A 21,683-nucleotide genomic window follows, 5' to 3' on the forward strand; every position below is an offset into this window, starting at 1 on the left:
CGCTGCGCGACGATTGCGATTGGGGCTTGACTTCGGGGCCCTTGCGAGGCGCTGTGGTCGGCCGGAAAAGGCCGGACGCTTCGCGACCGGCCGAGCCCGAAAGGGGTAGCACCTCGCACCCAAAGTCAAGCCCCAATCGCACAAAGCGGGTGGGTTCACCGGCTCTAATCGACGCAAGGAAAGGACGGCTCGCCTTCGGCGTCGCTTGGAAGTGCGGGGGTTCATGCGGCTCGCCTTCGGCATCGCATTTGGGAGGGCAGCTCGCCTTCGGCATCGCCACGGCTTCCCCCTTGGCTCCTGCTCGCGAGCCCGTTTCCAGCTGGTCGTGGCAGGATCGGGTGCGTGAGTGACATTCAGCGTGTGGGAGTCGTCGGTTCCGGCCTCATGGGGTCCGGGATCGCCGAGGTGAGTGCTCGTGCCGGTCTCGACGTCATCGTCGTCGAGGTGAACTCGGGTGCGGCCGAGGCAGCGCAGGGGCGGATCGCCGCCTCGCTGGCCCGGGGTGTGAAGTCCGGCAAGCTCGGTGAGGAGGATCGTGAGGCCGCTCTCGGGCTCATCCGGTTCACCACCGACATCGGCGAGTTCGCCGACCGCCAGTTCGTGGTCGAGGCCGTCGCCGAGAACGAGCAGGTCAAGACCGAGGTCTTCACCGCGCTCGACAAGGTCGTGCAGGACGAGGACGCCATCTTCGCGTCCAACACGTCGTCCATCCCGATCATGAAGCTCGGCATGGCCACGAACCGTCCCGAGCAGGTCATCGGCGTGCACTTCTTCAACCCGGTGCCCGTGCTGAAGCTGGTCGAGATCGTGCCGTCGCTGCTGACCGGGGCGGCCACGCAGGACCGCGCAGAGGCGTTCGTGCGCGAGACCCTGCACAAGGAGGTCATCCGCTCGCAGGACCGCGCCGGGTTCGTGGTCAACGCGCTGCTGATCCCCTACCTGCTGTCCTCGATCCGCATGCTCGAGTCGGGCTTCGCCTCCGCCGACGACATCGACAACGGCATGGTGCTCGGGTGCGCGCACCCGATGGGGCCGCTGCGCCTCACCGACCTGATCGGCCTCGACACCACCAAGGCCATCGCCGAGTCGATGTACGACGAGTTCAAGGAGCCGCTGTACTCCCCGCCGCCGCTGCTGCTGCGCATGGTGGACGCGGGTCTGCTCGGCAAGAAGTCCGGACGCGGCTTCCACAACTACGCGAAGTGACCTGGACCTTCGACGGCGACCACCTCGCGGCGGGCGAGGTGGTCGCGGTGCTGCGCGCCCGGATCGCCGGCGGGCACCTGGAGACGTGGCTGACGAGCGAGACCGGCCGGCAGCTCGCGTTCGTCACGAACACCGAGCGCGCGATGGTCATGCTGCTCGAAGAGCCCGGTGACCCCGGCGAGCACGCCACCGATCCCGGTGCGGAGGACTGGAGCGACGGGTTCGTCCTGTCCAACGGGCAGAGCGACGAGTACCCGGACGCCGACACGGTGCCGCTCGACGAAGCACTCGGCATCGTCGAGCACCTCGTGGGCCACGGCTCCTGGCCGGAGACCGCCCACCACGTCAGCGATCGCTAGACCCGGCGGCGGCGCACCCGAGATGATGATCAGGTGCTGGCCGACATCGCAAGCAACGTCATCGCGAACATCGTGTTCTGGCTCGGCCTGGGCCTCGCGGCCGCCGCCACCGTGCGGGTGGGGCAGCGGCGCTTCCGCCGGTTCTTCGGGCTGGACACGAACCAACGGCTGGCCGTGTGCCTGTCGAACCTCTGGAGCGCGACGACCAGCGCGCGGCCGCGGGGCTACTCGGTCTCGCTGCACGAGCTGCGGGCCGCGGAGGCCGTGACGCGGCTCTTCGGGTCGGCGTCGTTCCGGCTGCCGGACATGGTCAGGGGTCTCGTCGACGCCATCTACCTCGGCGGGCACCGCTACGACTTCCACATGACCGTCAGCCCGGCGCCGACCGACGACCCCAAGCGCTTCGCGGAGCTGAGCGGCAACCTCGTCGTGGTCGGTGCCGCGGGGCGCAACGGCATCCGCAAGCTCTACCTGGACGAGAACCTGGTGAGCCTGCGGCTCGCCACCGAGACGGAGACCGGCGCGGACGACCGGTTCGTGGAGGTGCTGGGCGGCGCCGACGTCGGCAGGAAGATCACCTCGGACGGCGTGGAGCTGGCCGTCGTCGAACGGGTCCGCGACGCCGCCAGAGGTACGACCGTGGTGTTCTGCCTGGGCCGGCACGGCGACACGACGTGGGCCGCCACCGAGTACCTCGTGCGCAACTGGCGCGGCCTGGAGAAGGAGTTCGGCGACCGGCCGTTCGCCCTGTGCCTGGGCTTCCCGGACCTGGGCTACGGCTACGACTACCGCGCGCCGCGGCGCCTCGACGTGCTGCGCGGATGACGCGCAGCACGTCCGCGACCGGCTAGACCGCGGCCAGCCGGTTCATCGAGTGCTGGATCAGCCCGACCAGCACCGCCTTCGACGACTCGCGGTCGCGCGCGTCGCACAGCATCACCGGGATCTGCTCGTCCAGGTCCAGGGCGTGCCGCACCTCGTTCACCGTGTACATCTGCGCGCCGTCGAAGCAGTTCACGGCCACGATGAACGGGATGCCCCGGTGCTCGAAGAAGTCGATCGAGGGGAACGACGAGTCGAGCCGCCGCGTGTCCACGAGGACGACCGCGCCGATCGCACCGGTCGCGAGCTCGTCCCACATGAACCAGAACCGGTTCTGGCCCGGCGTGCCGAACAGGTACAGCACCACCTTGGTGTTGATGGTGATGCGCCCGAAGTCCAGCGCGACCGTGGTCGTGTCCTTGCCCTCGATGCCCGCGAGGTCGTCGACGTGCACACCGGCCTCGGTGAGCAGCTCCTCGGTTCTCAACGGCGCGATCTCCGACACCGACGCGACCATGGTGGTCTTGCCGGTGCCGAAACCGCCCGCGATGACGATCTTGACCGCGGTCGGCACGGTCAGCTCAGATCCCACGAACACCATCCAGTACGGCCTGCAGGAGATCCCTGTCGGGAATCTGGTGAGAGGAGTTCTGCACGATCACGTCACCGCGCTCGATGAGGTCCGACAGCAGGACCTTCACCACGATGAGCGGGACGTCGAGGTAAGCGGCTACCTCGGCGACCGAGAGCGGGCGTGAGCACAGGGACATGATCTCGCGATGTTCGACCGAGAGCGACGTCTGGTCGGACGCAAACGAGGCCGCTCGGACCTGCGTCACGAGGTGCAGGTCGGGTGCGTTCGGCCGAGTGCGCCCGCGCACCATGGCGTAGGGCCGCACCAGCGGACCCGCCGCCTCGTCGTACCACCAGTCCTCCCGCGAGGTCATCAGCGTGACTCTCGTGCGGCTGGCACCGTCGCCGTTTCTGCGCGGGGGGCCGAGGAGAGGTACGTGCCCACCCGTTTGACCAGCATGTTCATCTCGTAGGCGATCATGCCCATGTCAGCGTCCTCTTCTCCGAGCAGAGCAAGGCACGCTCCGTGACCCGCCGCGGTCACGAAGAGGTACGCGTGCTCCATCTCGACGATGGTCTGCCGGACCGCGCCGCCGCCGAAGTGCCTGCCCGTGCCGCGGGCCAGGGACTGGAACGCCGACGCCATCGCGGAAAGGTGTTCCGAGTCGTCCCGGGACAACCCGGCCGAACGGCCGAGCAGGAGTCCGTCCGCCGACAGCACGACCGCGTGACGGGCGCCGACCACGCGCTGGATGAGGTCCTCCAGCAACCAGTTCAGTTCGCCGTGCTGGCTGGTGTTGTCCTTCATGGCGATGGGGCTCCTTCTGATCTCCAGTCGTCGGACAGCCGGGCGTCGCGGGTGCCGCGCTGGAACGCGGCGAGCCCGTCTCTGATCCGCTCGGCCGGCCTGTCACTGCTCACCGGCGCCGCACGGGGCGTCTCCTCAGAGGATTGCACGAGCTGCGGCGCCAGGTTCTGCCGCTTCTTCCTGCGGGGAAGAGGTGCCTTCCCCTCCGGCGGAGGAGGCGTGCGAGGTGGTTCGTCCACCGATGCTTCCGCATCGGACACGTCCGCGGGAGCCAACGAGTTCAGTCCGGCGTGCAACGCGGCCAGTCCCTCGGGGGTCACCGTCACCGCGGGAGGCGCCGGGTGCACCTCGACGTGGCCGTGGCGTTCGTCGTGGAACGACCGCACCGGCATCTGCATGGTCTCGGAGATGTCGCCGGCGGTGCCGTGCGGGGCGACGATGTTCGGCGGCAGGACGCACAACGCCACGGTGCCACCGTAGGGCGAGTCGCGCAGCTCCACCTTGATGCCGCGGCGCGCCGCGAGCCGGGCGACGACGAAGAGGCCCAGCCGGGACTCCCCGCGGAACGCCATCGTCTCGAAGTCCGGCGGGTTGGAGAGCTTCGCGTTGGCCTGGAGCCGTTCCTCCCGGGTGAGACCCAGGCCGTGGTCCTCGATCTCGATCACGATGCCGTGCGGCACGGCGTTCGCGGAGTGGATCACCACCTCCGACCGCGGCGAGGAGAACGCCGTCGCGTTGTCGACGAACTCGGCCAGCAGATGGATGGTGTCGGCGACGGCGACGCCCACGAGCGCGCGGTCCGGCGCCGGGTTGACCTTCACCCGGACGTAGTGCTCGGTCTCGGCGACGGCGGCGCGCAGGACGTCGCTCAGCCGCACCGGTTTGCGCCACTGCCTGCCCGGCTGCTCGCCCGCGAGGATGATCAGGTTCTCGGCGTTGCGGCGGGCGCGGGTGGCCAGGTGGTCGAGCTGGAAGAGCGAGTCGAGCTGCTCGGGGTTCTCCTCCTCGCGCTCCAGCTTGTCGAGGATCTTCAGCTGGCGGTGCACGAGACCCTGGTTGCGGTGCGCGATGTCGAGGAACACCCGGTTCACGCCCTCACGGGCCTGCGTCTCCTTCACCGCCGCCGCGACCGCCGTGTACTGGGCGGTGTTGAACGCGTCGGCGACCTGGCCGATCTCGTCGTTGCCGTAGTCCAGCGGCGGCATGTCGCGGTGCACGTCGACCTGCTCGCCGCCGCGCAGCCGCGCCACGATGTGCGGCAGCCGTTCCTGCGCGAGCCGCAGCGTGTCCTCCCGCAACGACGTCAGCCGCGTCACGAGCGCCTTGCTGACCAGGCGGTGGGAGATGCGCAGCGCCAGCACGATGCCGACGACGACCGCGAGCAGCGCGATGAGGCTGCCGATCAGCACGGCGGTGACCCGGCTGTTCGCCTTGTCGAGACCGAGCGCGGCGGAGTCCTCCGCCTGCCGGACGGCGATCCCGACCAGCCGCTCGTGCACGGGAGCGGCCGCCGCCCGCCACTGCTGCTCGGTGACGTCCCGGTCGCCGTTGATGATCCGGCCCTCGAGGTCGAGCAGCGCGCGGTACTCGGGGCCGCCGCGCAGCGCGTCGTACTGCTGCCGGGCCTGCTCCAGCGCGAACGGCATCGTCGAGTCGAGGCTCGAGTGGTAGGCGCCGGCGAGCCGGGAGAACTCGACGCGTTCCGCCGGGGCGAACGTGCCGTTGAGCAGCCCGCGCGAGCCGACCGTCTCGCCGCGCGACATCCAGTCGGCGGCCTGGAAGATCGTGACGGCCTGCACGCCGGACTGGCTCGCCTCGGCGTCGGGCACGAGCCGCGCCTGCCGGGAGAACAACGCGACGCCCGCGTCGACGAGGCTGTTGTAGTAGTCGTAGACGGCCTGCGCGTTCGCGCTCCGCGACTCGACCTGGGCGCGTTGCCGGGGCAGGTCGTCCAGCAGGGTGGTGATCGCGGTGACCCGCTCGACGACGTCGGGCGGCGAGCTGCCGGAGAGCCCGGCGAAGGCCTGCTTCATCCGGCCGACCGACTCGTCGGTGGCCTGCTGCTGGCGCTTGAGCCCGTCCGTGCCGCCGCCACCGGCCTGGCTGAGCAGGACGAGGCTCAGCTGGCGTTCCTTCTGCAGCGCGGCGAACGCCTCCACGGACGGGATCGTCACGTCCTTCACGGTCGACGCGACCGAGCGCATGTAGAAACCGTCGAAAAGGGTGTACGAGGAGAAAACCGCCCACATCACGAGGAGCACCACGCTGGGCACGACCACGACGCCGGCCAACCGCGACCTGATGGTCCGGTAGTTGGTCGGTGTGTAACCGCTCTTCTCGCTCACAGCGCTCTCACGGTCTCCTGTGTCCCACGGCTAGCGCTGCGGGTAACCCCGAGTCACTCCTTCGGCTGCAATTACCGTCGCAGGCTACCCAGTGGAGTGAGTGGAGCAACAGCCGGTACGGGGGTTCTCACAACTCAAGAACCCCCGTACGGGCTAGTTCTCGCGACCGTTCTAAGGGCGCTCGACCGCGACGACGGTGTAAGTCGTCTCGGGCGTCGGCGGCGTGCTGAACCGCGCATTCGGCAGGTAGAGGCGCTTGCCGAACGCGGCGACCGTCGTGGGAACGTCGAACCGCGCATCAGTTCGTTCCGCGACGAGAGTCGCACCGTCACGGCTCAACGCGTATCGCGCGACTTTGTTGAGCCTGTTTTGCACCACGAACAACTGACGTCCCTCGCGCAACAGTCCGTCGCCATTCGTGAGTGTTTGACCGCCCAAATCGACGTTGCTCGTTTTGCCGGTCCTCGGATCGATCCGGAACAGCTGACCGGTGTTGCTCTGCACGGCGAGCAGGTCGTCGCGCAGGCCCGTGACGATGCCGTTGAGGTTCGTCGCGCCGGGCGTCACGACGAGGTCGCCGGTCAGCGCCAGCGCGCGGTGCGGCTTGAGGCTCAACGGCACCTCGTACAGCACCGCCTGGCGCGAGTCGGTGAACCACGCCGACCTGTCGGTCAGCACGACGTCGTTGACGAACGTGTCCGCGGTCGCGAACTGGAACTTCGCCAGCAACGCCCCGCTGCGGGTGTCGTAGACGCGGGCGTCGCCGCCCGTGCCGCCCGCGACCCACAGCCGTTTGCGCGAGTCGACCTTCATGCCGAGCGACGGCGTCCCCGGCCCCTTCGCCAGCACCTTCCCGGTGCCGGTGCGCAGGTCCGCCGCGTAGATCGACCCGTCGGCCCGCGACCCGAAGTAGGCCGTGGTGCCGCTGATGGCGATGCCCTCGGGCTGCCATCCGTCCGGCAGCGAGAACTCCGCCGGAAAGTGCTTCGAACCGTCCGCGGTGGCCGGCGCCGCGGCCGTGAGCGAGACGCCCAGGACCGCCGCGAGCAGGACACCGAATCTGCGGTACATGCCGCCTCCTAGTCGGATCGGGTGCGCCCCCGATCCTTCCCCGCCCGGCGGCGGAACAGGAGTTTTCTCAGCATTCCGACATCTCTACAGCTCAGCGGCGGCCTCCGCGATGAGCTCCAGCGACTCCCCCGCGCCGAGGGCGATCCGCTGGAGGCTCTCGAACCGGTGCGCGCACTGCTCGGTGAGGCCGGGTTCCTCGACGTACTCGCCCTTGATGAACGACTCCAGGTACGCCACGTCGTTGTGCTGGCGGTGCGGGAACCCGAGCAGCGTGAACGGCGACCCCATCGCCGGGTAGGCCCCGGCCCCGCGCGGCACGACCTGCACGCTCACCGCCGGGTGCTCGCTGACCTCCATCAGGTGCAGCAGCTGCGCCTTCATCACCCGCGGCCCGCCGACCACCTGCCACAGCACGGCCTCGGGGAACACGACCCGCACGGCGAGCGGGTCCTTGTCGGTGAGTCGGGTGGACCACGCCTCCCGCACCATCGCGAGCCGTGCGGTGCGCACGGGGTCGTCGGTCTGCATGACGGCGTCGGTGTACCCGGCGAGCTGGAAGACGGCGGGCACGAGATCCGTCGTGAACGCGCGCAGCAGCGTCGCCTCGAACACGAGATTCGCGAAGTCGGCGGCCGGGTCGAAGTTCACCGTCCGGTCAAGCGCGCACTTGCGCGCGTGTTCCGCGTACTGCGCGCGCAACACCACGGCTTGCCATTCCGGTGTCGGAACCTTGTACACATATCCGAGCGCCATGATGTCCACGGCGGCGGACGGCTGCACCGCGTTCTCCATCATGGACAGCTTGGCGCTGCTGAAGCCCACGCGCTGGCCGGCCTCGGTGAGGCTGAGCTCGCGCTCGTCGCGCCACCCGGCCAGCTGCCGCCCGATGGCGCGTTCTAGTGCGGTGGCCCGGAAATCCTTCGGCATGCCGCGAAGGATATGACTGATTCGGATTCCCGAAAGGGACGCCCGGTGTGGACAACCCTTCAATGGCAACGATCTCCGTTGATCGGAGAAGTAAGCCGTTAAACGTGCCGTAAGCGATTATCGCATTGTTAGCGTTTCGTGCGCGCATGAGCACGCACGAGATCATGGAACCTGAACGCGTAGTCCCCGTACTCGGTCAGCAACGACTTCTCCACCAGGTCGTCCAACGCGTCCTCGACGTCGCACGCGGGCTCCCCGGCGATCTCCGCCGCCACCGGCACCCCGAACGCCCCCGGCTGCCACGCGCAGAGCCGGTAGAGACGCGCCTGCCGTTCCGGCAGCTCCCCGTACGACCGGTCGAGCAACGGCCCGAGCCGCCCGTCGTCGGCGAGCGGCCCGACCTCCGCGACGTGACCGACCTCCAGCCGCTGCCTGCTGGTCACGAGCACGGTCCCGGACGGCGGCAGCAACGCCGTCACCTGCGCGGCCGAGGCCGCGTTGTCGAGCAGCAGGGTGAACTGCCGGCGCGTGACGAGGCTGCGGAACACCGCGCACTCGTCGGCGGGCTCGACGTTCAACCCGAACGCCCGCAGCACGCGCCCGATCCGGTGCACCGCGAGGTCGACGCAGAGCTGCGCGCCGGATCCCCGCTCCCGCAACCACTTGAGCGCCAGCGCCGTCTTCCCCACCCCGGCGGCCCCGGTCAGCACCGTGACCCCGGCGGCCCTGATCCCGTCGAGCTCGGCGTCGCGCCCGACGAAGTGCCGCGGCGGCGCGGGAGGCCGGAAGAGCGGCGGGACGTCGTCGCGTCCCCTGATGACACCAGTGGCGGCCACCGCCAGCGCGTCGCCCATGCCCGCACCTCCCCCGACACCTCGAAGCTACGGGCTTTCCCCCGCGCGCATCAGACGGCCATCGAGTGATCGCACGCGAGCGCGGCACCCGCGTGGGAGGTGGCGGTCTTCACCTGCCGCCCGTTGACGACGATCTTGCACGTGAGCTCGCCGTGCACCCCTTCGAGCCGGATCGCGACCCGCCCCTTGCGCTTGCCGAGCCGCTCGAACGGCAGGTCCGGGTTGCGCAGGGTCCGTTCCTGCTCACCGGGGAACGTGTAGGTGAGCTGGTCCGTGGTGCCCGTTCCCTCCACGGAGACGCGGATGCTGGGCGCTACCGCGCAGCCGGTGGTCCCGGCCAGCAGCAGGCCCACGAGTAAGGCGGCGGCTCTCATACAGTGAACGGTACGAAGTGGGGAGCCGCGGATACATCAGCCTCCAGGCCCAGAGAACATCAGCCACTAGACGGACAACCCGAGGTCCTTGAGACGCGTTTCGACCCGGAACCGCTCGACCTCCCGCTCCACCCCTTCCGGCAGCACCCCGAACCGGTGCTCCACCCCCACCGCCGCGCAGGCCTGCACCAGCAACGCGTCGTAGGCCTGACGTGCGCCGATCTTCTTGGCCGCGGACACCCCGGGGCCGAAGCGGGCCCGCGCCCGGCGCACACGGCGGAGGTCGGCCGCGATTCGTTCTATCGGCCGATGGTCGGGCACGGGCGGAGGAGGTCGGAGCCTGCGCAGCGCCTTCACGAAGCCGAAGGGCACGACTCCAGGCTAACCGGCCTGCAGCGCCAGGAAGAGGTCCACGCGCGCCTCGAACTCGGTGAGGTCCACGCCGAGCAGCTCCTCCACCCGCCCGACCCGGTACCGCAACGTGTTCACGTGCACGTGCAGCTTCGCCGCCGCGGCGGTCCACGAGCCGGAGCAGTCGAGGAACACCTTCAGCGTCCCGGCGAGGTCCGAGCCGTGCTCGGTGTCGTAGTCGATCACCGGGCCGAGCAGCCTGCGCCGCAACGAGCCGCGCAGCTCCTCGGGCACGCCGGCGAGCAGCAGCTGGTGCAGCGCGATCTCCTCACCCGCCACCACGCACGTGCGGCCGCCGCGGCGCTCTCCCAGCCGGCGCGCGTGCGTCGCCTCCTCGGCGGCGCCGCGCAGTCCGCGCGACTCGACCGGTGAGCTGATGCCGACGAGCACGCGGGACGAGCCGAGGCCCGGTTCCATCACGCGCATCGCCTCGCGGACGGCGTCCGGTGGTGAGTCGTCGGCCTTCGCGACCGCGTACACCGTGTCGCCGACGGGGGTCACCAACGCCTGCGGCAGCGTCTCCTCCAGCACGGCCGCGGCGAGGTCGACGCGCTGGTCGGACGTGACCGCGCTGAGCACCCGCAGCCGCGCGCTCTCCAGGCCGGCCGCGGCGAGTCGCGACTCCAGGTCGGCTGAGCCGCTCAGCACGGCGGCGACCAGCGGGCCGGCCGTGCGGTTCTCGATCCGGCGGCCCTGGGCCTGGCGCAGGCGTTCGAGGCCGACGAGCGAGGCCAGCTCGGCGGCGGCCTCCTGCTGCACGGCGCCGCCCACGACGAGGACCCAGCTGGTGAGGCGGTTGCCGCCGCGTTCGGAGACGGGCACGAGCGTCATGCCCTTGACCGTCTTCGGCAGGCGGTCGGCCTGGAGGAACTCCTTCACGAGCGAGACGCGCTCCGGCAGTTCGCCGCCCGCGACCACGCGGCCGGTCGTGGAGAGCACCCAGCAAGGCGCGTTCAGCTCGTGGCCGCCGGCGACCAGCAGCGCGGGCAGGCCGGCCCCCTCCGCGACGACGTTGAGCAGCCTGCGGTGCCGCGACAGGCCGACGAGCTCCATCGACACGCGTTCGGTGATGGTCGCGAACGACAGGTCGACCGGCACCTGGAGCAGCGGCACGTGGTGGCGCAGGCAGGCGTCGACCAGGTCGTCCGGCAGGTCGCTGCCGGTGTCGGACGCGGCGAGGCCGGCGACGCGGGCCGTGGCGAGCGAGCGGACGAACGTCTCGGAGTCCCGCGGGCCGTGGTGCCAGAGCAGGCCGGACAGCACGAGCTCCCCGCCGGACAGGTACCGGCTGGGGTCGGGCAGCTCCGTTCCGTACACGCGGGTGACCGTGCGGTCGAGCTGGTCCTCACCGGTGTGCAGGCTCAGGCGCAGTTCCGGCATCCGCAGCAACGTCCGCAGCAGCAACATGACAGGTCACTTTCGTCCATTCGTGTTTGTAGGAAAGCACAAATCCACGTTGTGCAGGAGCCCGCCGATTCATGTACTCCTGCCGTAGAGGAACACAGCCGTGCCTCTGTGTACTGGCTCACAACCGGATGGGAGGGCGAGTGACGATCTCCACGCACGTGCTGGACGCGGCGCGCGGCAGGCCGTTCGCGGGCATCGCCGTGGCGTTGCAGCGCCGCGACGGGACCGAGGTGGCGGCGGCGGAGACGAACGCCGACGGACGGATCACCGGATGGGGTGATGGTCTGGAAGCGGGCGTCTACCGGCTGGTGTTCGACACCGCGCACGCCGCGCCGTTCTTCCCCGAGGTCGTGCTCACCTTCGACTACGCCGATCCGGCGCAGCACTACCACGTGCCGTTGCTGCTGTCGCCGTTCGCCTACTCCACCTACCGAGGTAGCTGACGATGGACTTCCTTCGACCGGACACGCTCGCCGAAGCGTTGGAGATCAAGGCGAACCGTCCCGACGCCGTGCCGATCGCCGGGGGCACGGACGTCATGGTGGAGCTGAACTACGACCACCGCCGGCCGGCCGCGCTGCTCGACCTGACGCGGGTTCCCGAGCTGCGGGAGTGGTCGGACGGGCTGCGCGTCGGCGCCGGGGTGCCGTACGCGCGGATCATCACCGAGCTGGGCGACCGGCTGCCGGGGCTCGCGATGGCGTCGCGGACGGTCGGGTCGCCGCAGATCCGCAACCGCGGCACGGTCGGCGGCAACCTCGGCGCGGCCTCCCCCGCGGGCGACACGCACCCGGTGCTGCTGGCGTCGGGCGCCGTCGTCGAGGTGGCGTCGGTGCGCGGGACGCGGATGATCCCGGCCGACGAGTTCTACCTGGGGGTCAAGCGGAACGCGCTGGAACCGGACGAGCTGATCGTGGCCGTCCACCTCTCGCCCGCGCGGGGCCCGCAGCAGTTCTCGAAGGTCGGCACGCGCAACGCCATGGTGATCGCGGTGTGCTCGTTCGCGATCTCGCTGTTCCCGGCGGAGAAGCGGGTGGGCGCGGCGGTCGGGTCCGCGGCCCCGACGCCGCGGCGGGCGCGCGAGGCCGAGGAGTTCCTGGCTTCGGCACTGGACTTCTCGTCGCCGAAGCCGTTGCTCGACTCGGTGAAGCGCGAGTTCGGCGAGCTGGTCTCGCGGGCCGCGTCGCCGATCGACGACGTGCGCGGGTCGGCGGCCTACCGCAGGCACGCGCTGGCAGTGATGGCACGCAGGACCCTCGGATGGGCCTGGCAGGAACTTCTCGACGGGGAGCGGCAATGCGCGTGAACGTGACGGTCAACGGCGAGCGGCGGCAGGCCGACGACGTGTGGGAGGGCGAGTCGCTGCTCTTCATGCTGCGCGAACGGCTCGGGCTGCCCGGTTCCAAGAACGCCTGCGAGCAGGGCGAGTGCGGCTCGTGCACGGTGTACCTCGACAACGTGCCGGTGTGCGCGTGCCTGGTCGCGGCAGGGCAGGCGCAGGACCGCGAGGTCCGCACGGTCGAGGGCCTGGCGGACGGCGACGCGCTGGACCCGGTGCAGGAGGCGTTCGTCGAGGCGGGCGCGGTGCAGTGCGGGTTCTGCACGCCCGGTCTCGTCGTGCAGGCGCACGACCTGCTCGACCGCGTGCCGAACCCGTCCGACCCGGAGATCCGCGAGGCGCTCGCCGGGAACCTGTGCCGCTGCACCGGGTACGAGAAGATCCTGGACGCCGTGCGACTGGCGGCGTCGCGCCGATGATCGTCCTCGACCGCTGCGCGGTGTCCACTGTGGACGAGGCCGGGACGGAGCACGCGTCCGGGCACGTCGTGATCGAGAACGGGCGGATCTCCTCGGTCGGCTCCGGCCCTGCTCCGCGGCCCTCCGAGTCGCACACCTACGTCGACGCGTCGTCGTGCCTGGTCACGCCGGGGCTGATCAACACCCACCACCACCTGTACCAGTGGGCGACGCGCGGGCTCGCGACCGACGCGACGCTGTTCGAGTGGCTGACCGCGCTCTACCCGGTGTGGCGCGGGCTCGACGACTCGGTGACGCACGCGGCGGCGTCCGCGGGCCTGGCCAAGCTCGCGCTGACCGGCTGCACGCTGGCCGCCGACCACCACTACGTCTTCCCGTCCGGCGGCGGCGACGTGTTCGACGCGCTCGTGTCGGCGGGGCGGCGGATCGGGATCCGGCTGGAGGCGATCCGCGGGTCGATGGACCGCGGCGAGTCGCAGGGCGGTCTGCCGCCGGACAACCTGGTCGAGGAGACCGAGGCCGCGCTCGTCGCGACCGAGCGGGCGATCGGCGACCACCACTCGACCGCGGACGACGCCCTGGTGCGCGTGGCCGTCGGGCCCTGCTCGCCGTTCTCGGTGTCGAAGGAGCTGATGACCGGCGCCGCGTCCCTGGCGCGCCGGCACGGCGTCCGGCTGCACACGCACCTCGCCGAGACGCTGGACGAGGAAGAGCAGTGCCTGGCGGAGAACGGCTGCACGCCGACCGAGTACGCCGAGCAGCTCGGCTGGCTGGGCCCGGACGTGTGGCTCGCGCACACCGTGCACCTCGACGGCGACGCGGTGAAGCGGCTCGGGGCGACGTCGACCGGGTCGGCGCACTGCCCGACGTCCAACGGCCGGCTGGGCACGGGCATCGCGCCCGTGCGCGACCTGCTGGACGCCGGAGCGCCGGTCGGGCTCGGCGTCGACGGTGCCGCGTCCAACGAGGACGGCGGGCTGGTCGTGGAGCTGCGTTCGGCGCTGTACCAGGCACGGCAGCGCGGCGGACCGGGCGCGATGGACGCCCGCAAGGCGTTGTGGATGGGCACGATGGGCGGCGCACGGGTGCTGGGCCGCGCCGACGCGCTCGGGTCGATCGAACCGGGCAAGGTCGCCGACCTCGCGGTGTGGGACCTGTCCGGCCTCGACCACGCGGGCATCGCGGACCCGGTGGCGGCACTGGTGCTCGGCACCCCGCCGCCGTTGAAACTGTTGGTCGTGGGCGGTGAGGTCGTGGTGCGGGACGGGGTCCTGCTCACGGCGTCGACCGACGAGCTGGCGCGTGACCTCTCCGCGGCCAGCACCAAGTTGCAGGAGGCTGCGCGATGACCCTCACCCCCGCCGAACTGACGTCCGCGGTGTCCGGTGGCATCGGGACGTCACCGCAGCGCCCCGACGGCAACCTGAAGGTGCGCGGCGAGTTCGCCTACGCGTCCGACCTGTGGCACGAGGACATGATCTGGGGCTCGACGCTGCGCTCGCCGCACCCGTACGCCCGCATCACGTCCATCGACCTGACCGAGGCGCTGAAGGTGCCGGGCGTGTACGCGGTGCTGACCGCCGACGACGTGCCGGGCCGCAACCTGTACGGGCTGGAGCACAAGGACCAGCCGGTGCTCGCGGTCGACGTCGTGCGCTACCAGGGCGAGCCGATCGCGCTGGTCGGCGCGGACCACCCGGAGACCGCGCTGCGGGCGATGAAGAAGATCGCCGTGACCTACGACGTGCTGGAACCCGTGGTGGACATGGAGACCGCGGCCGACGACACCCCGTTGCACCCCGGCGGGAACCTGGTGCGGCACGTGCCGATCCGGCGCGGCTCGCAGGACGTCACGGCCGACGTCGTGGTCACCGGCCGGTACGAGGTCGGCATGCAGGACCAGGCGTTCCTCGGCCCGGAGTCGGGGCTCGCGGTGCCGGCCGAGGACGGCTCGGTCGACCTGTACATCGCGACGCAGTGGCTGCACGTCGACCGCGCGCAGATCGCGTCGGCCCTGGGCCTGCCGGAGGAACGGGTGCGGCTGACGCTCTCGGGCGTCGGTGGCGCGTTCGGTGGCCGCGAGGACCTGTCGATGCAGGTGCACGCGTGCCTGCTCGCTCTGCACACCGGCAAGCCGGTGAAGATGGTCTACAACCGCGAGGAGTCGTTCTACGGGCACGTGCACCGGCACCCGGCGGTGCTGTACTACGAGCACGGCGCCGACCACACCGGCAAGCTCGTCTACGTCCGCACCCGCATGTACCTCGACGGTGGCGCATACGCCTCTTCCACGCCTGCTGTCGTGGCGAACGCGGCGACTCTGGGCGTCGGGCCGTACGAGGTCGACAACGTGACCGTGGACGCGTACGGCCTCTACACGAACAACCCGCCGTGCGGCGCCATGCGCGGATTCGGTGCTGTGCAAGCGGGTTTCGCCTACGAGTCCCAGATGGACAAACTGGCCGAGGCGCTGGGCATGTCACCGGTCGAGATCCGCGTGCGCAACGCGATGACCGAGGGCTCGGTCATGCCGACCGGCCAGGTCGTCGACTCGGCGGCGCCGGTCGCGCAGTTGCTGAAGCTGGTGCAGGACAAGCCGTTGCCCGCCGGCACGTCGTCGGACATCCGCGAGCTGCCGGGTGGCGTCTCGAACACCACGCACGGCGAGGGCGTCGTCCGCGGTGTCGGGTACGCGGTCGGCATCAAGAACATCTGCTTCTCCGAGGGCTACGACGACTACTCGACGGCGCGCGTGCGGGTCTCGATGGTCAACGGCTCGCTGGCCGCCGCCGTGCACACCGCCGCCTGCGAGGTCGGCCAGGGCCTGGTGACGATCATGCAGCAGATCGTGCGGACCGAACTGGGCATCGAGCGCGTGACCGTGCTGCCGATGGACACCACCATCGGCAACGGCGGCTCGACCTCGGCGTCGCGCCAGACGTACGTCACCGGCGGTGCCGTGAAGGCGGCGTGCGCGCTGGTGTCCGACAAGCTGGCCGGGCGCACCGACATCGGCGACGAGGTGATCGACGAGACCACCGAGTGGCGGCACCGCGCGACCGAGGCGCTCGACCCCGAGACCGGCCAGGGCAACGCGCACGTCCAGTACGGTTTCGCGGCCCACCGCGCCGTCGTGGACGTGGACGTCGACCTCGGTCTCGTGCGCGTGGTGTCCCTCGACTGCGCCCAGGACGTCGGCAAGGCGCTGAACCCGCAGGCCGTCGTGGGCCAGATCCAGGGCGGGTCCGCCCAGGGACTGGGTCTCGCGGTGATGGAGGAGATCCAGACCTCCGGCGGCAAGGTGCGCAACCCGTCGTTCACCGACTACCTCATCCCGACCGTGCTCGACATGCCGCCGATGAGCATCGACGTCCTCGAACTGGCCGACCCGCACGCCCCCTACGGCATCCGCGGCGTCGGCGAACCGCCCACCATCTCGTCGACCCCGGCGATCGTGGCGGCGATCCGCGCGGCGACCGGCCTGGCGCTCACCCGCGTCCCGGTCCGCCCGGAACACCTCACCGGTACCTGATCCTCTGGAGTCCGTCGCTGTGAAAGCACATCTGCTCGCCACCATCGACCTGGCCACCCGCAACGTGGCCTCCGGCGGGGGCCCGTTCGGCGCGATGGTCGTCCGCGACGGCGAGGTGATCGCCACCGGCGTGAACCAGGTGACGCCGTCGCTCGACCCGACCGCGCACGCCGAGGTGGTCGCGATCCGCGCGGCCTGCCAGGTCCTCGGCGACTTCAGGCTGACCGGCTGCACGCTGATCTCGTCGTGCGAGCCGTGTCCCCTCTGCCTGTCCGCCGCGCTCTGGGCGCGCGTGGACGAGGTGGTCTACGCCGCCGACCGCCACGACGCGGCGGCGGCCGGGTTCGACGACCGGGAGTTCTACGAGCTGTTCAGCAGGTCCCGCTCCGAGTGGGACCTGCCCGTGCACCGGATCTCCACGGGCGAGGACAACGCCCCGTTCACCGCGTGGACGTCGCTCGCCACCCGAATCGACTACTAGCGGCCACAAGCCCGACTGCTGACCGGAGCTCGCATCGCACAAACGCGTTCCGGCGTTGGAACGCGCCCACCGGCATGGGAAAGGCCGTCCTCCATGACCCAGCTACGGAGCCGACCGAAGTCTCCGCCGCTCGACAAGTTCTTCCGGATCACCGAACGCGGCAGCACGCTGGGCCGGGAGATCCGGGGTGGTGTCACGACCTTCGTCGCGATGTCGTACATCGTGCTGCTGAACCCGTTGATCCTCGGCGCGTCCGCCGACGTCACCGGCGCGAAGCTGAGCATCGCCGAGATCACCACCGCGACCGCGCTGGCCGCGGGCGTGATGACCGTCCTCATGGGACTCGTCGGCAACGCACCGCTCGCGATGGCGGCGGGACTCGGCGTGAACGGCGTGGTGGCGTTCCAGATGGCGCCGGCCATGACGTGGGCCCAGGCCTTCGGGCTGGTGGTGCTGGAGGGCGTCTGCATCGTGGCGATGGCCGTCTCCGGCGTCCGCGAGCGGATCATCAACGCGATCCCCGAGCCGTTGAAGATCGCGATCACCGTGGGCATCGGGCTCTACATCGCCCTGGTGGGACTGGTGTCCGCCGGTTTCGTGACCCGCACCCCGGACGCGGCGCACTCGACGGTGCCGGTGCGGATGGGCGTCGACGGCCACCTCAGCGGCTGGCCGATCGTGGTCTTCTGCCTCGGCCTGCTGCTGATGATCGTGCTGATGGCGCGCGGCGTGCCCGGTGCCGTGCTGATCAGCATCGTGGTGGCCACCGTCGTCGCCGTCGTGGTGAACGCGGTGTTCCCCGTGCGGGACTGGGGCCTGGTGACACCGTCGCTGCCCTCGTCGGTCGTCGGATCGCCGGACTTCGGGTTGCTCGGGCGGGTGGACCTCTTCGGCGGCTTCGTGTCGGCGGGCGTGATCGCGGCGACGATCTTCCTGTTCACGTTGGTGCTGTCGGGTTTCTTCGACGCCATGGGCACCATCACGTCGGTGTCGGACGAGGCCGGCCTCACCAGGGACGGCCGCGTCGAGGGCATGGGCAGGATCCTGGTGGTCGACGGCGCCGGCGCGATCGCCGGCGGCGTCACGGGATCCGCGCCCAACACGGTGTTCCTGGAGTCCGCGGCGGGCGTCGGCGAAGGCGCCCGCACCGGACTGGCCTCGGTGGTGACCGGCGGGCTCTTCCTGGTGGCACTGCTGTTCACGCCACTGGCGGCCATCGTGCCCGCCCAGGCCGCGGCACCGGCACTGGTCGTGATCGGCGGTCTGATGATGACCCAGATCCGCCGGATTCCCTGGCAGGAGACGGACTTCACCATCCCGGTGTTCCTGACGGTGGCGATCATCCCGTTCACCTACTCGATCACCAACGGCATCGGCGCCGGGCTCGTGTCCTTCGTCGTGCTGCGCATCTGCAGGGGCCAGTGGCCCGGCTGGCTGATGACCGGACTCGCGCTGCTGTTCACCGTGTACTTCGGCGTGGACCTGATCACCGGCAAGTGATCCCCGGCTCGGCCACCCGGCCGAGCCCTTCTCCCAGGAGGCTCGATGCGCGACCTGGCGTCGACGCTGCTGTCGTGGGACCGCTTCGCGGTCGCATCGGTGGTGGCCGTGCGCGGCAGCGCACCCCGTCCGGTGGGCGCCGCGATGGCGGTGGGCCCCTCGGGCGAGGTGATCGGCAGCGTGTCCGGCGGCTGCGTGGAGGCGGAGGTCTACGAGCTCGCCCGCACCGTGCTGGAGACCTCCGAACCGGCGTTCGCGACGTTCGGCTACTCCGACGACACGGCGTTCGCGGCAGGCCTGACGTGCGGCGGTTCGCTGGACGTGCTGGTGCAGCGCGACACCCCGTCGTTGCGCGCGGCCTTGCGGGCTTCTTCGGACGGTCACCCGGTCTCGGTGCGGTTCGCGGTGGGCGAGCGCGTCTTCACCGAGTCGTGGCTGCCGCCACCGCGCCTGCTGGTGTTCGGCGCCATCGACCACGCCGCCGCCGTGGCCGAGATCGGCCGGTTCCTCGGCTACCACGTGACGGTGTGCGACGCCCGTCCCGTCTTCGCCACTCCCGAACGCTTCCCCGCGGCCCACTCGGTGGTCGTCGACTGGCCGCACCGCTACCTCGCCGCGACCCGCACCGACCCCGACACCGCCGTCGTCGTGCTGACCCACGACCCGAAGTTCGACATCCCGGTCCTGGTCGAAGCCCTGTCCCGCCCGCTGGCGTTCGTGGGCGCCCTGGGTTCCCGCCGCACCCACCTGGAACGGCTGGACCGCCTGCGGGAGGCCGGTCTCCCGGCGGAGGCGCTGGCGCGTCTGCGTTCCCCGATCGGCCTGGACCTGGGCGGCCGCACCCCGGCGGAGACGGCGGTCTCGATCGCCGCCGAACTGGTCGCACTCCGGCACGGCGGCACCGGCCTGCCGCTGTCCTCGCTGTCCTCCCCCATCCACCGAACCTCGGAGAGTCATGGCACTGATCTTCCTCAACGGCGGCGGCATGAAGGGCGGACCGCTGCACGCGCAGCTGCAGGGCACGCCGATGGTGTGCAGAGCGCGCAGTGCCCCCAAGTACCGGTACTTCTCGGTGCGGGGGAAGTTCCCCGCGATGCACGAGTCGGGCTCGGCCGCGGTGGTCGGTGAGCTCTACGACCTGCCGCTGACGGTCCTGCGCGACCACCTGGTCCCCGCCGAGCCCCCGGAGCTGGAGATCGGCGTCATCGAGCTGGAGGACGGCAGCGCGGCCCTGGCCACCGTCCTGCGCACGGAGATGGTCGACGGACTGCTCCGATCAGGTGACATCCGGGACATCTCGTATCTGGGCGACTGGCGGGAGTTCCTTCATCGCGAGGGGTGAGGGAGTGGCAAGGGGGAGTTGCCGCAGGCGGCGGGGCCAACGGGGGTTGGTCCCGCCGCGGTCCGTCCTCCGGCTTCCAGCGCCCGCGCCGTGACGGCCGCCGGCCGCGTACGGCTCACCGCCCGCGCGCCCGCAGCAGCCCGCGCTCGTACGCCACCGCCACCGCCGCCGCCCGGTCCCCCACCCCGAGCTTCGCGTAGACGTGCAGCAGGTGCGTCTTGACGGTGGCCTCGCTGATGAACAGCGCCGCCGCCACCGCCCGGTTCGTCGAGCCCCTGGCCACCAGGCCCAGCACGTCGAGCTCCCGCGCCGACAGCGGTTCCAGCGCCGGCTCCCGCACCTGGCCCAGCAGGCGGGTCGCCACCGCCGGCGACAGGACGGCCTCCCCCGCGTGCGCCGCGCGGATCGCCCGTTGCAGCTCGTCGCGGGGCGTGTCCTTGAGCAGGTAGCCGGTGGCGCCCGCCTTGATCGCGGGCAGCACGTCCCGGTCGGTGTCGTACGTCGTCAGCACCAGCACGCGGCACGGGTGGTCGCGCAGCCGCTCGATGGCCGACAGGCCGTCGGAGCCCGGCATGCGCAGGTCCATGAGCACCACGTCGGGACTGACGGCGGTGACCACGGCGACGGCCTCGTCGCCCGACGCCGCCTCGCCCACGACGTCGAAGTCGGCCGCGGACAGCATCCCGCGCAGCCCGTCGCGCACCACCGGGTGGTCGTCGACGATGACGAGCCTGATCACGTGCCCACTCCCCTCACGCCGGCACCCGCGCCGAGATCGCCGTCCCGGACCCCGGCTCCGACTCCACGAACAACGCCCCGGACAGCCGGTGCACCCGGTGCCTCATCGCGGGCAGGCCGAAGCCCGACGACGGGGACGTCAGGTCGAACCCGACACCGTCGTCGCGCACGTCGAGCGTCACCACGTCCTCCATGTAGGACAGGGTCAGCCCGACCCGCGAGGCCGCGGCGTGCTTGGCCACGTTCGCCAGCGCCTCCTGGGCGGTGCGCAGCAGGGCCACCTCCACCTCCGGGTGCATCGCGCGGGCGGCGCCGGTGAGCGTCACCGAGACCGGCACGCCGTAGACCGTGGACCAGCCCGACGCCACCTCGTCCAACGCCTCCGGCAGCGCCCCGGAGTCCAGCGCGGGCGGGCGCAGCGCGTGCACCGAACGGCGGGCCTCGGCCAGGTTGGACCGCGCCAGCCCCGCCGCCACCGCCACGCGGCGCTCCCAGTCCACCGGGGTCGCCGCCGACAGCTGCGTGATGATGCCCGTCAGACCCTGGGCGAGGGTGTCGTGGATCTCCCCCGCCAGGCGGTGGCGCTCGTCCTGCACGCCCGCCTCGTGCGCCTGCACCAGGAGCTGGGCGTGGAGGCCCTCGTTCTCCTCCAGCAGCTCCTTGCGCAGCCGGGCCTGCTCGGTCGTCACGTGGCCCACGTAGGTGAACGTGCACGCCAGCACGACGAACACCACCATCAGCAGCCAGAACGCCGGCGCCTCGGCCGAGGCGGGGTAGCCGCCGAACAGCGACAGCGCCGCCAGCACCGCCGTGAGCGCCACCACGAAGAACATCCAGCGGCCGCGCAGCACCTCGCTCGCGAACACGTAGACCGCGTAGGACACCGCGCCGAACCAGTGCTCGCGCAGGCCCAGCACGGCGTAGAAGACGACCAGGCCACCGATGAACACGGCCATCAGGTCCGTGCGACCGCGCCACGCGGGGTGCAGCGTGAACCACCACGCCATCCACGCGTAGCCGAACGCCACGACGCCGTAGGTGAACCAGCGCTCCGCAGCCGAGTGCGTGGTGAACAGCGCGTACAACACCGTCGTCACGGTCAGCACGAAGTACGGGATCACGTGGGCGACGGCGCCGAGCCTGCGCTCCCACCTGTCCAACGCGGCCATGTCCAC

Annotated in this window: 24 protein-coding genes; 12 read left to right on the forward strand and 12 right to left on the reverse strand. The window is 71.0% G+C overall.

The genetic code is table 11. From position 1 onward, the window contains the following. Nucleotides 1-342: 342 nt before the first annotated feature. From VF330_RS31295 to VF330_RS31305, 3 genes are read left to right on the forward strand one after another with little or no spacing between them, the layout of a single operon-like run. Nucleotides 343-1,206, forward strand: a complete 864-nt coding sequence (locus VF330_RS31295; RefSeq protein WP_330855304.1) for a 3-hydroxybutyryl-CoA dehydrogenase — start codon at nt 343-345, stop codon at nt 1,204-1,206. After that, nucleotides 1,203-1,565, forward strand: coding sequence for a hypothetical protein (locus VF330_RS31300; protein ID WP_330855305.1), 363 nt, complete (start codon nt 1,203-1,205; stop codon nt 1,563-1,565). Before VF330_RS31295 ends, VF330_RS31300 begins: the two co-directional genes overlap by 4 nt. A gap of 33 nt (nt 1,566-1,598) precedes the next feature. After that, nucleotides 1,599-2,390, forward strand: coding sequence for a hypothetical protein (locus VF330_RS31305; protein ID WP_330855306.1), 792 nt, complete (start codon nt 1,599-1,601; stop codon nt 2,388-2,390). A 22-nt stretch (nt 2,391-2,412) separates the two neighbouring features. Here VF330_RS31305 and VF330_RS31310 read toward each other — a convergent pair whose 3' ends face one another. The 10 genes from VF330_RS31310 to VF330_RS31355 form a co-directional block, all read right to left on the reverse strand. Next, complete coding sequence (locus VF330_RS31310; RefSeq protein ID WP_330855307.1) at nt 2,413-2,988, reverse strand: ATP/GTP-binding protein; 576 nt, start codon at nt 2,986-2,988, stop codon at nt 2,413-2,415. Then, nucleotides 2,969-3,334: a DUF742 domain-containing protein gene (locus VF330_RS31315; RefSeq protein WP_330855308.1), complete on the reverse strand. Its 366-nt coding sequence runs from the start codon at nt 3,332-3,334 to the stop codon at nt 2,969-2,971. The genes VF330_RS31310 and VF330_RS31315 overlap by 20 nt, the downstream gene beginning before the upstream one ends. Continuing rightward, on the reverse strand, nt 3,334-3,768 hold the full coding sequence (locus VF330_RS31320; RefSeq protein WP_325519986.1) for a roadblock/LC7 domain-containing protein: 435 nt from the start codon (nt 3,766-3,768) through the stop codon (nt 3,334-3,336). The genes VF330_RS31315 and VF330_RS31320 overlap by 1 nt, the downstream gene beginning before the upstream one ends. Next, the gene (locus VF330_RS31325) at nt 3,765-6,113 is read right to left on the reverse strand and encodes a nitrate- and nitrite sensing domain-containing protein (protein ID WP_330855309.1); all 2,349 of its coding nucleotides are present in this window, start codon (nt 6,111-6,113) and stop codon (nt 3,765-3,767) included. The genes VF330_RS31320 and VF330_RS31325 overlap by 4 nt, the downstream gene beginning before the upstream one ends. A 171-nt stretch (nt 6,114-6,284) precedes the next feature. Further along, nucleotides 6,285-7,184 (reverse strand): superoxide dismutase, encoded by a 900-nt coding sequence (locus VF330_RS31330; protein ID WP_330855310.1) that lies wholly within the window; start codon nt 7,182-7,184, stop codon nt 6,285-6,287. Between the two features lie 84 nt (nt 7,185-7,268). After that, nucleotides 7,269-8,111, reverse strand: coding sequence for a helix-turn-helix transcriptional regulator (locus VF330_RS31335; RefSeq protein ID WP_330855311.1), 843 nt, complete (start codon nt 8,109-8,111; stop codon nt 7,269-7,271). Nucleotides 8,112-8,239: 128 nt separating this feature from the next. Next, entirely contained in the window at nt 8,240-8,965 is a 726-nt protein-coding gene (locus VF330_RS31340) for a hypothetical protein (RefSeq protein WP_330855312.1), read from the reverse strand. A gap of 50 nt (nt 8,966-9,015) precedes the next feature. After that, nucleotides 9,016-9,339 carry a hypothetical protein gene (locus tag VF330_RS31345; protein ID WP_330855313.1) on the reverse strand — a complete coding sequence of 108 codons (324 nt, stop codon included), beginning with the start codon at nt 9,337-9,339 and terminating at the stop codon, nt 9,016-9,018. Between the two features lie 66 nt (nt 9,340-9,405). Then, entirely contained in the window at nt 9,406-9,711 is a 306-nt protein-coding gene (locus tag VF330_RS31350) for a hypothetical protein (protein ID WP_330855314.1), read from the reverse strand. A gap of 9 nt (nt 9,712-9,720) precedes the next feature. Further along, on the reverse strand, nt 9,721-11,157 hold the full coding sequence (locus VF330_RS31355; protein WP_330855315.1) for a PucR family transcriptional regulator: 1,437 nt from the start codon (nt 11,155-11,157) through the stop codon (nt 9,721-9,723). A gap of 128 nt (nt 11,158-11,285) precedes the next feature. Here VF330_RS31355 and uraH point away from each other — a divergent pair, with 128 nt between their 5' ends. From uraH to VF330_RS31400, 9 genes are all read left to right on the forward strand, one after another. Then, nucleotides 11,286-11,600: a hydroxyisourate hydrolase gene (gene uraH, locus VF330_RS31360; protein WP_330855316.1), complete on the forward strand. Its 315-nt coding sequence runs from the start codon at nt 11,286-11,288 to the stop codon at nt 11,598-11,600. Between the two features lie 2 nt (nt 11,601-11,602). Next, nucleotides 11,603-12,463 (forward strand): xanthine dehydrogenase family protein subunit M, encoded by an 861-nt coding sequence (locus tag VF330_RS31365; RefSeq protein ID WP_330855317.1) that lies wholly within the window; start codon nt 11,603-11,605, stop codon nt 12,461-12,463. Continuing rightward, nucleotides 12,454-12,915: a (2Fe-2S)-binding protein gene (locus VF330_RS31370; protein WP_330855318.1), complete on the forward strand. Its 462-nt coding sequence runs from the start codon at nt 12,454-12,456 to the stop codon at nt 12,913-12,915. The genes VF330_RS31365 and VF330_RS31370 overlap by 10 nt, the downstream gene beginning before the upstream one ends. Next, nucleotides 12,912-14,264 carry an 8-oxoguanine deaminase gene (locus VF330_RS31375; RefSeq protein WP_330855319.1) on the forward strand — a complete coding sequence of 451 codons (1,353 nt, stop codon included), beginning with the start codon at nt 12,912-12,914 and terminating at the stop codon, nt 14,262-14,264. Before VF330_RS31370 ends, VF330_RS31375 begins: the two co-directional genes overlap by 4 nt. Further along, a complete protein-coding gene (locus VF330_RS31380) occupies nt 14,261-16,447 on the forward strand; it encodes a molybdopterin cofactor-binding domain-containing protein (protein WP_330855320.1) in 2,187 nt (728 codons plus the stop codon). The genes VF330_RS31375 and VF330_RS31380 overlap by 4 nt, the downstream gene beginning before the upstream one ends. A gap of 19 nt (nt 16,448-16,466) precedes the next feature. Beyond that, nucleotides 16,467-16,928 (forward strand): nucleoside deaminase, encoded by a 462-nt coding sequence (locus tag VF330_RS31385; RefSeq protein WP_330855321.1) that lies wholly within the window; start codon nt 16,467-16,469, stop codon nt 16,926-16,928. A 93-nt stretch (nt 16,929-17,021) separates the two neighbouring features. Further along, nucleotides 17,022-18,428 carry an NCS2 family permease gene (locus VF330_RS31390; protein WP_330855322.1) on the forward strand — a complete coding sequence of 469 codons (1,407 nt, stop codon included), beginning with the start codon at nt 17,022-17,024 and terminating at the stop codon, nt 18,426-18,428. A gap of 45 nt (nt 18,429-18,473) precedes the next feature. Continuing rightward, on the forward strand, nt 18,474-19,556 hold the full coding sequence (locus VF330_RS31395; protein ID WP_330855323.1) for an XdhC family protein: 1,083 nt from the start codon (nt 18,474-18,476) through the stop codon (nt 19,554-19,556). Next, nucleotides 19,441-19,770 (forward strand): allophanate hydrolase-related protein, encoded by a 330-nt coding sequence (locus VF330_RS31400; RefSeq protein ID WP_414675497.1) that lies wholly within the window; start codon nt 19,441-19,443, stop codon nt 19,768-19,770. The genes VF330_RS31395 and VF330_RS31400 overlap by 116 nt, the downstream gene beginning before the upstream one ends. Nucleotides 19,771-19,885: 115 nt before the next feature. Here the strand turns inward: VF330_RS31400 and VF330_RS31405 are convergent, their stop codons facing one another. Both VF330_RS31405 and VF330_RS31410 read right to left on the reverse strand, forming a co-directional pair. Then, nucleotides 19,886-20,509 (reverse strand): response regulator transcription factor, encoded by a 624-nt coding sequence (locus VF330_RS31405; protein WP_330855325.1) that lies wholly within the window; start codon nt 20,507-20,509, stop codon nt 19,886-19,888. Between the two features lie 13 nt (nt 20,510-20,522). Continuing rightward, entirely contained in the window at nt 20,523-21,677 is a 1,155-nt protein-coding gene (locus tag VF330_RS31410; RefSeq protein ID WP_330855326.1) for a sensor histidine kinase, read from the reverse strand. Nucleotides 21,678-21,683 lie beyond the last annotated feature (6 nt).

Source organism: Lentzea sp. (genome assembly GCF_036380075.1).
Taxonomy (GTDB): Bacteria; Actinomycetota; Actinomycetes; order Mycobacteriales; family Pseudonocardiaceae; genus Lentzea.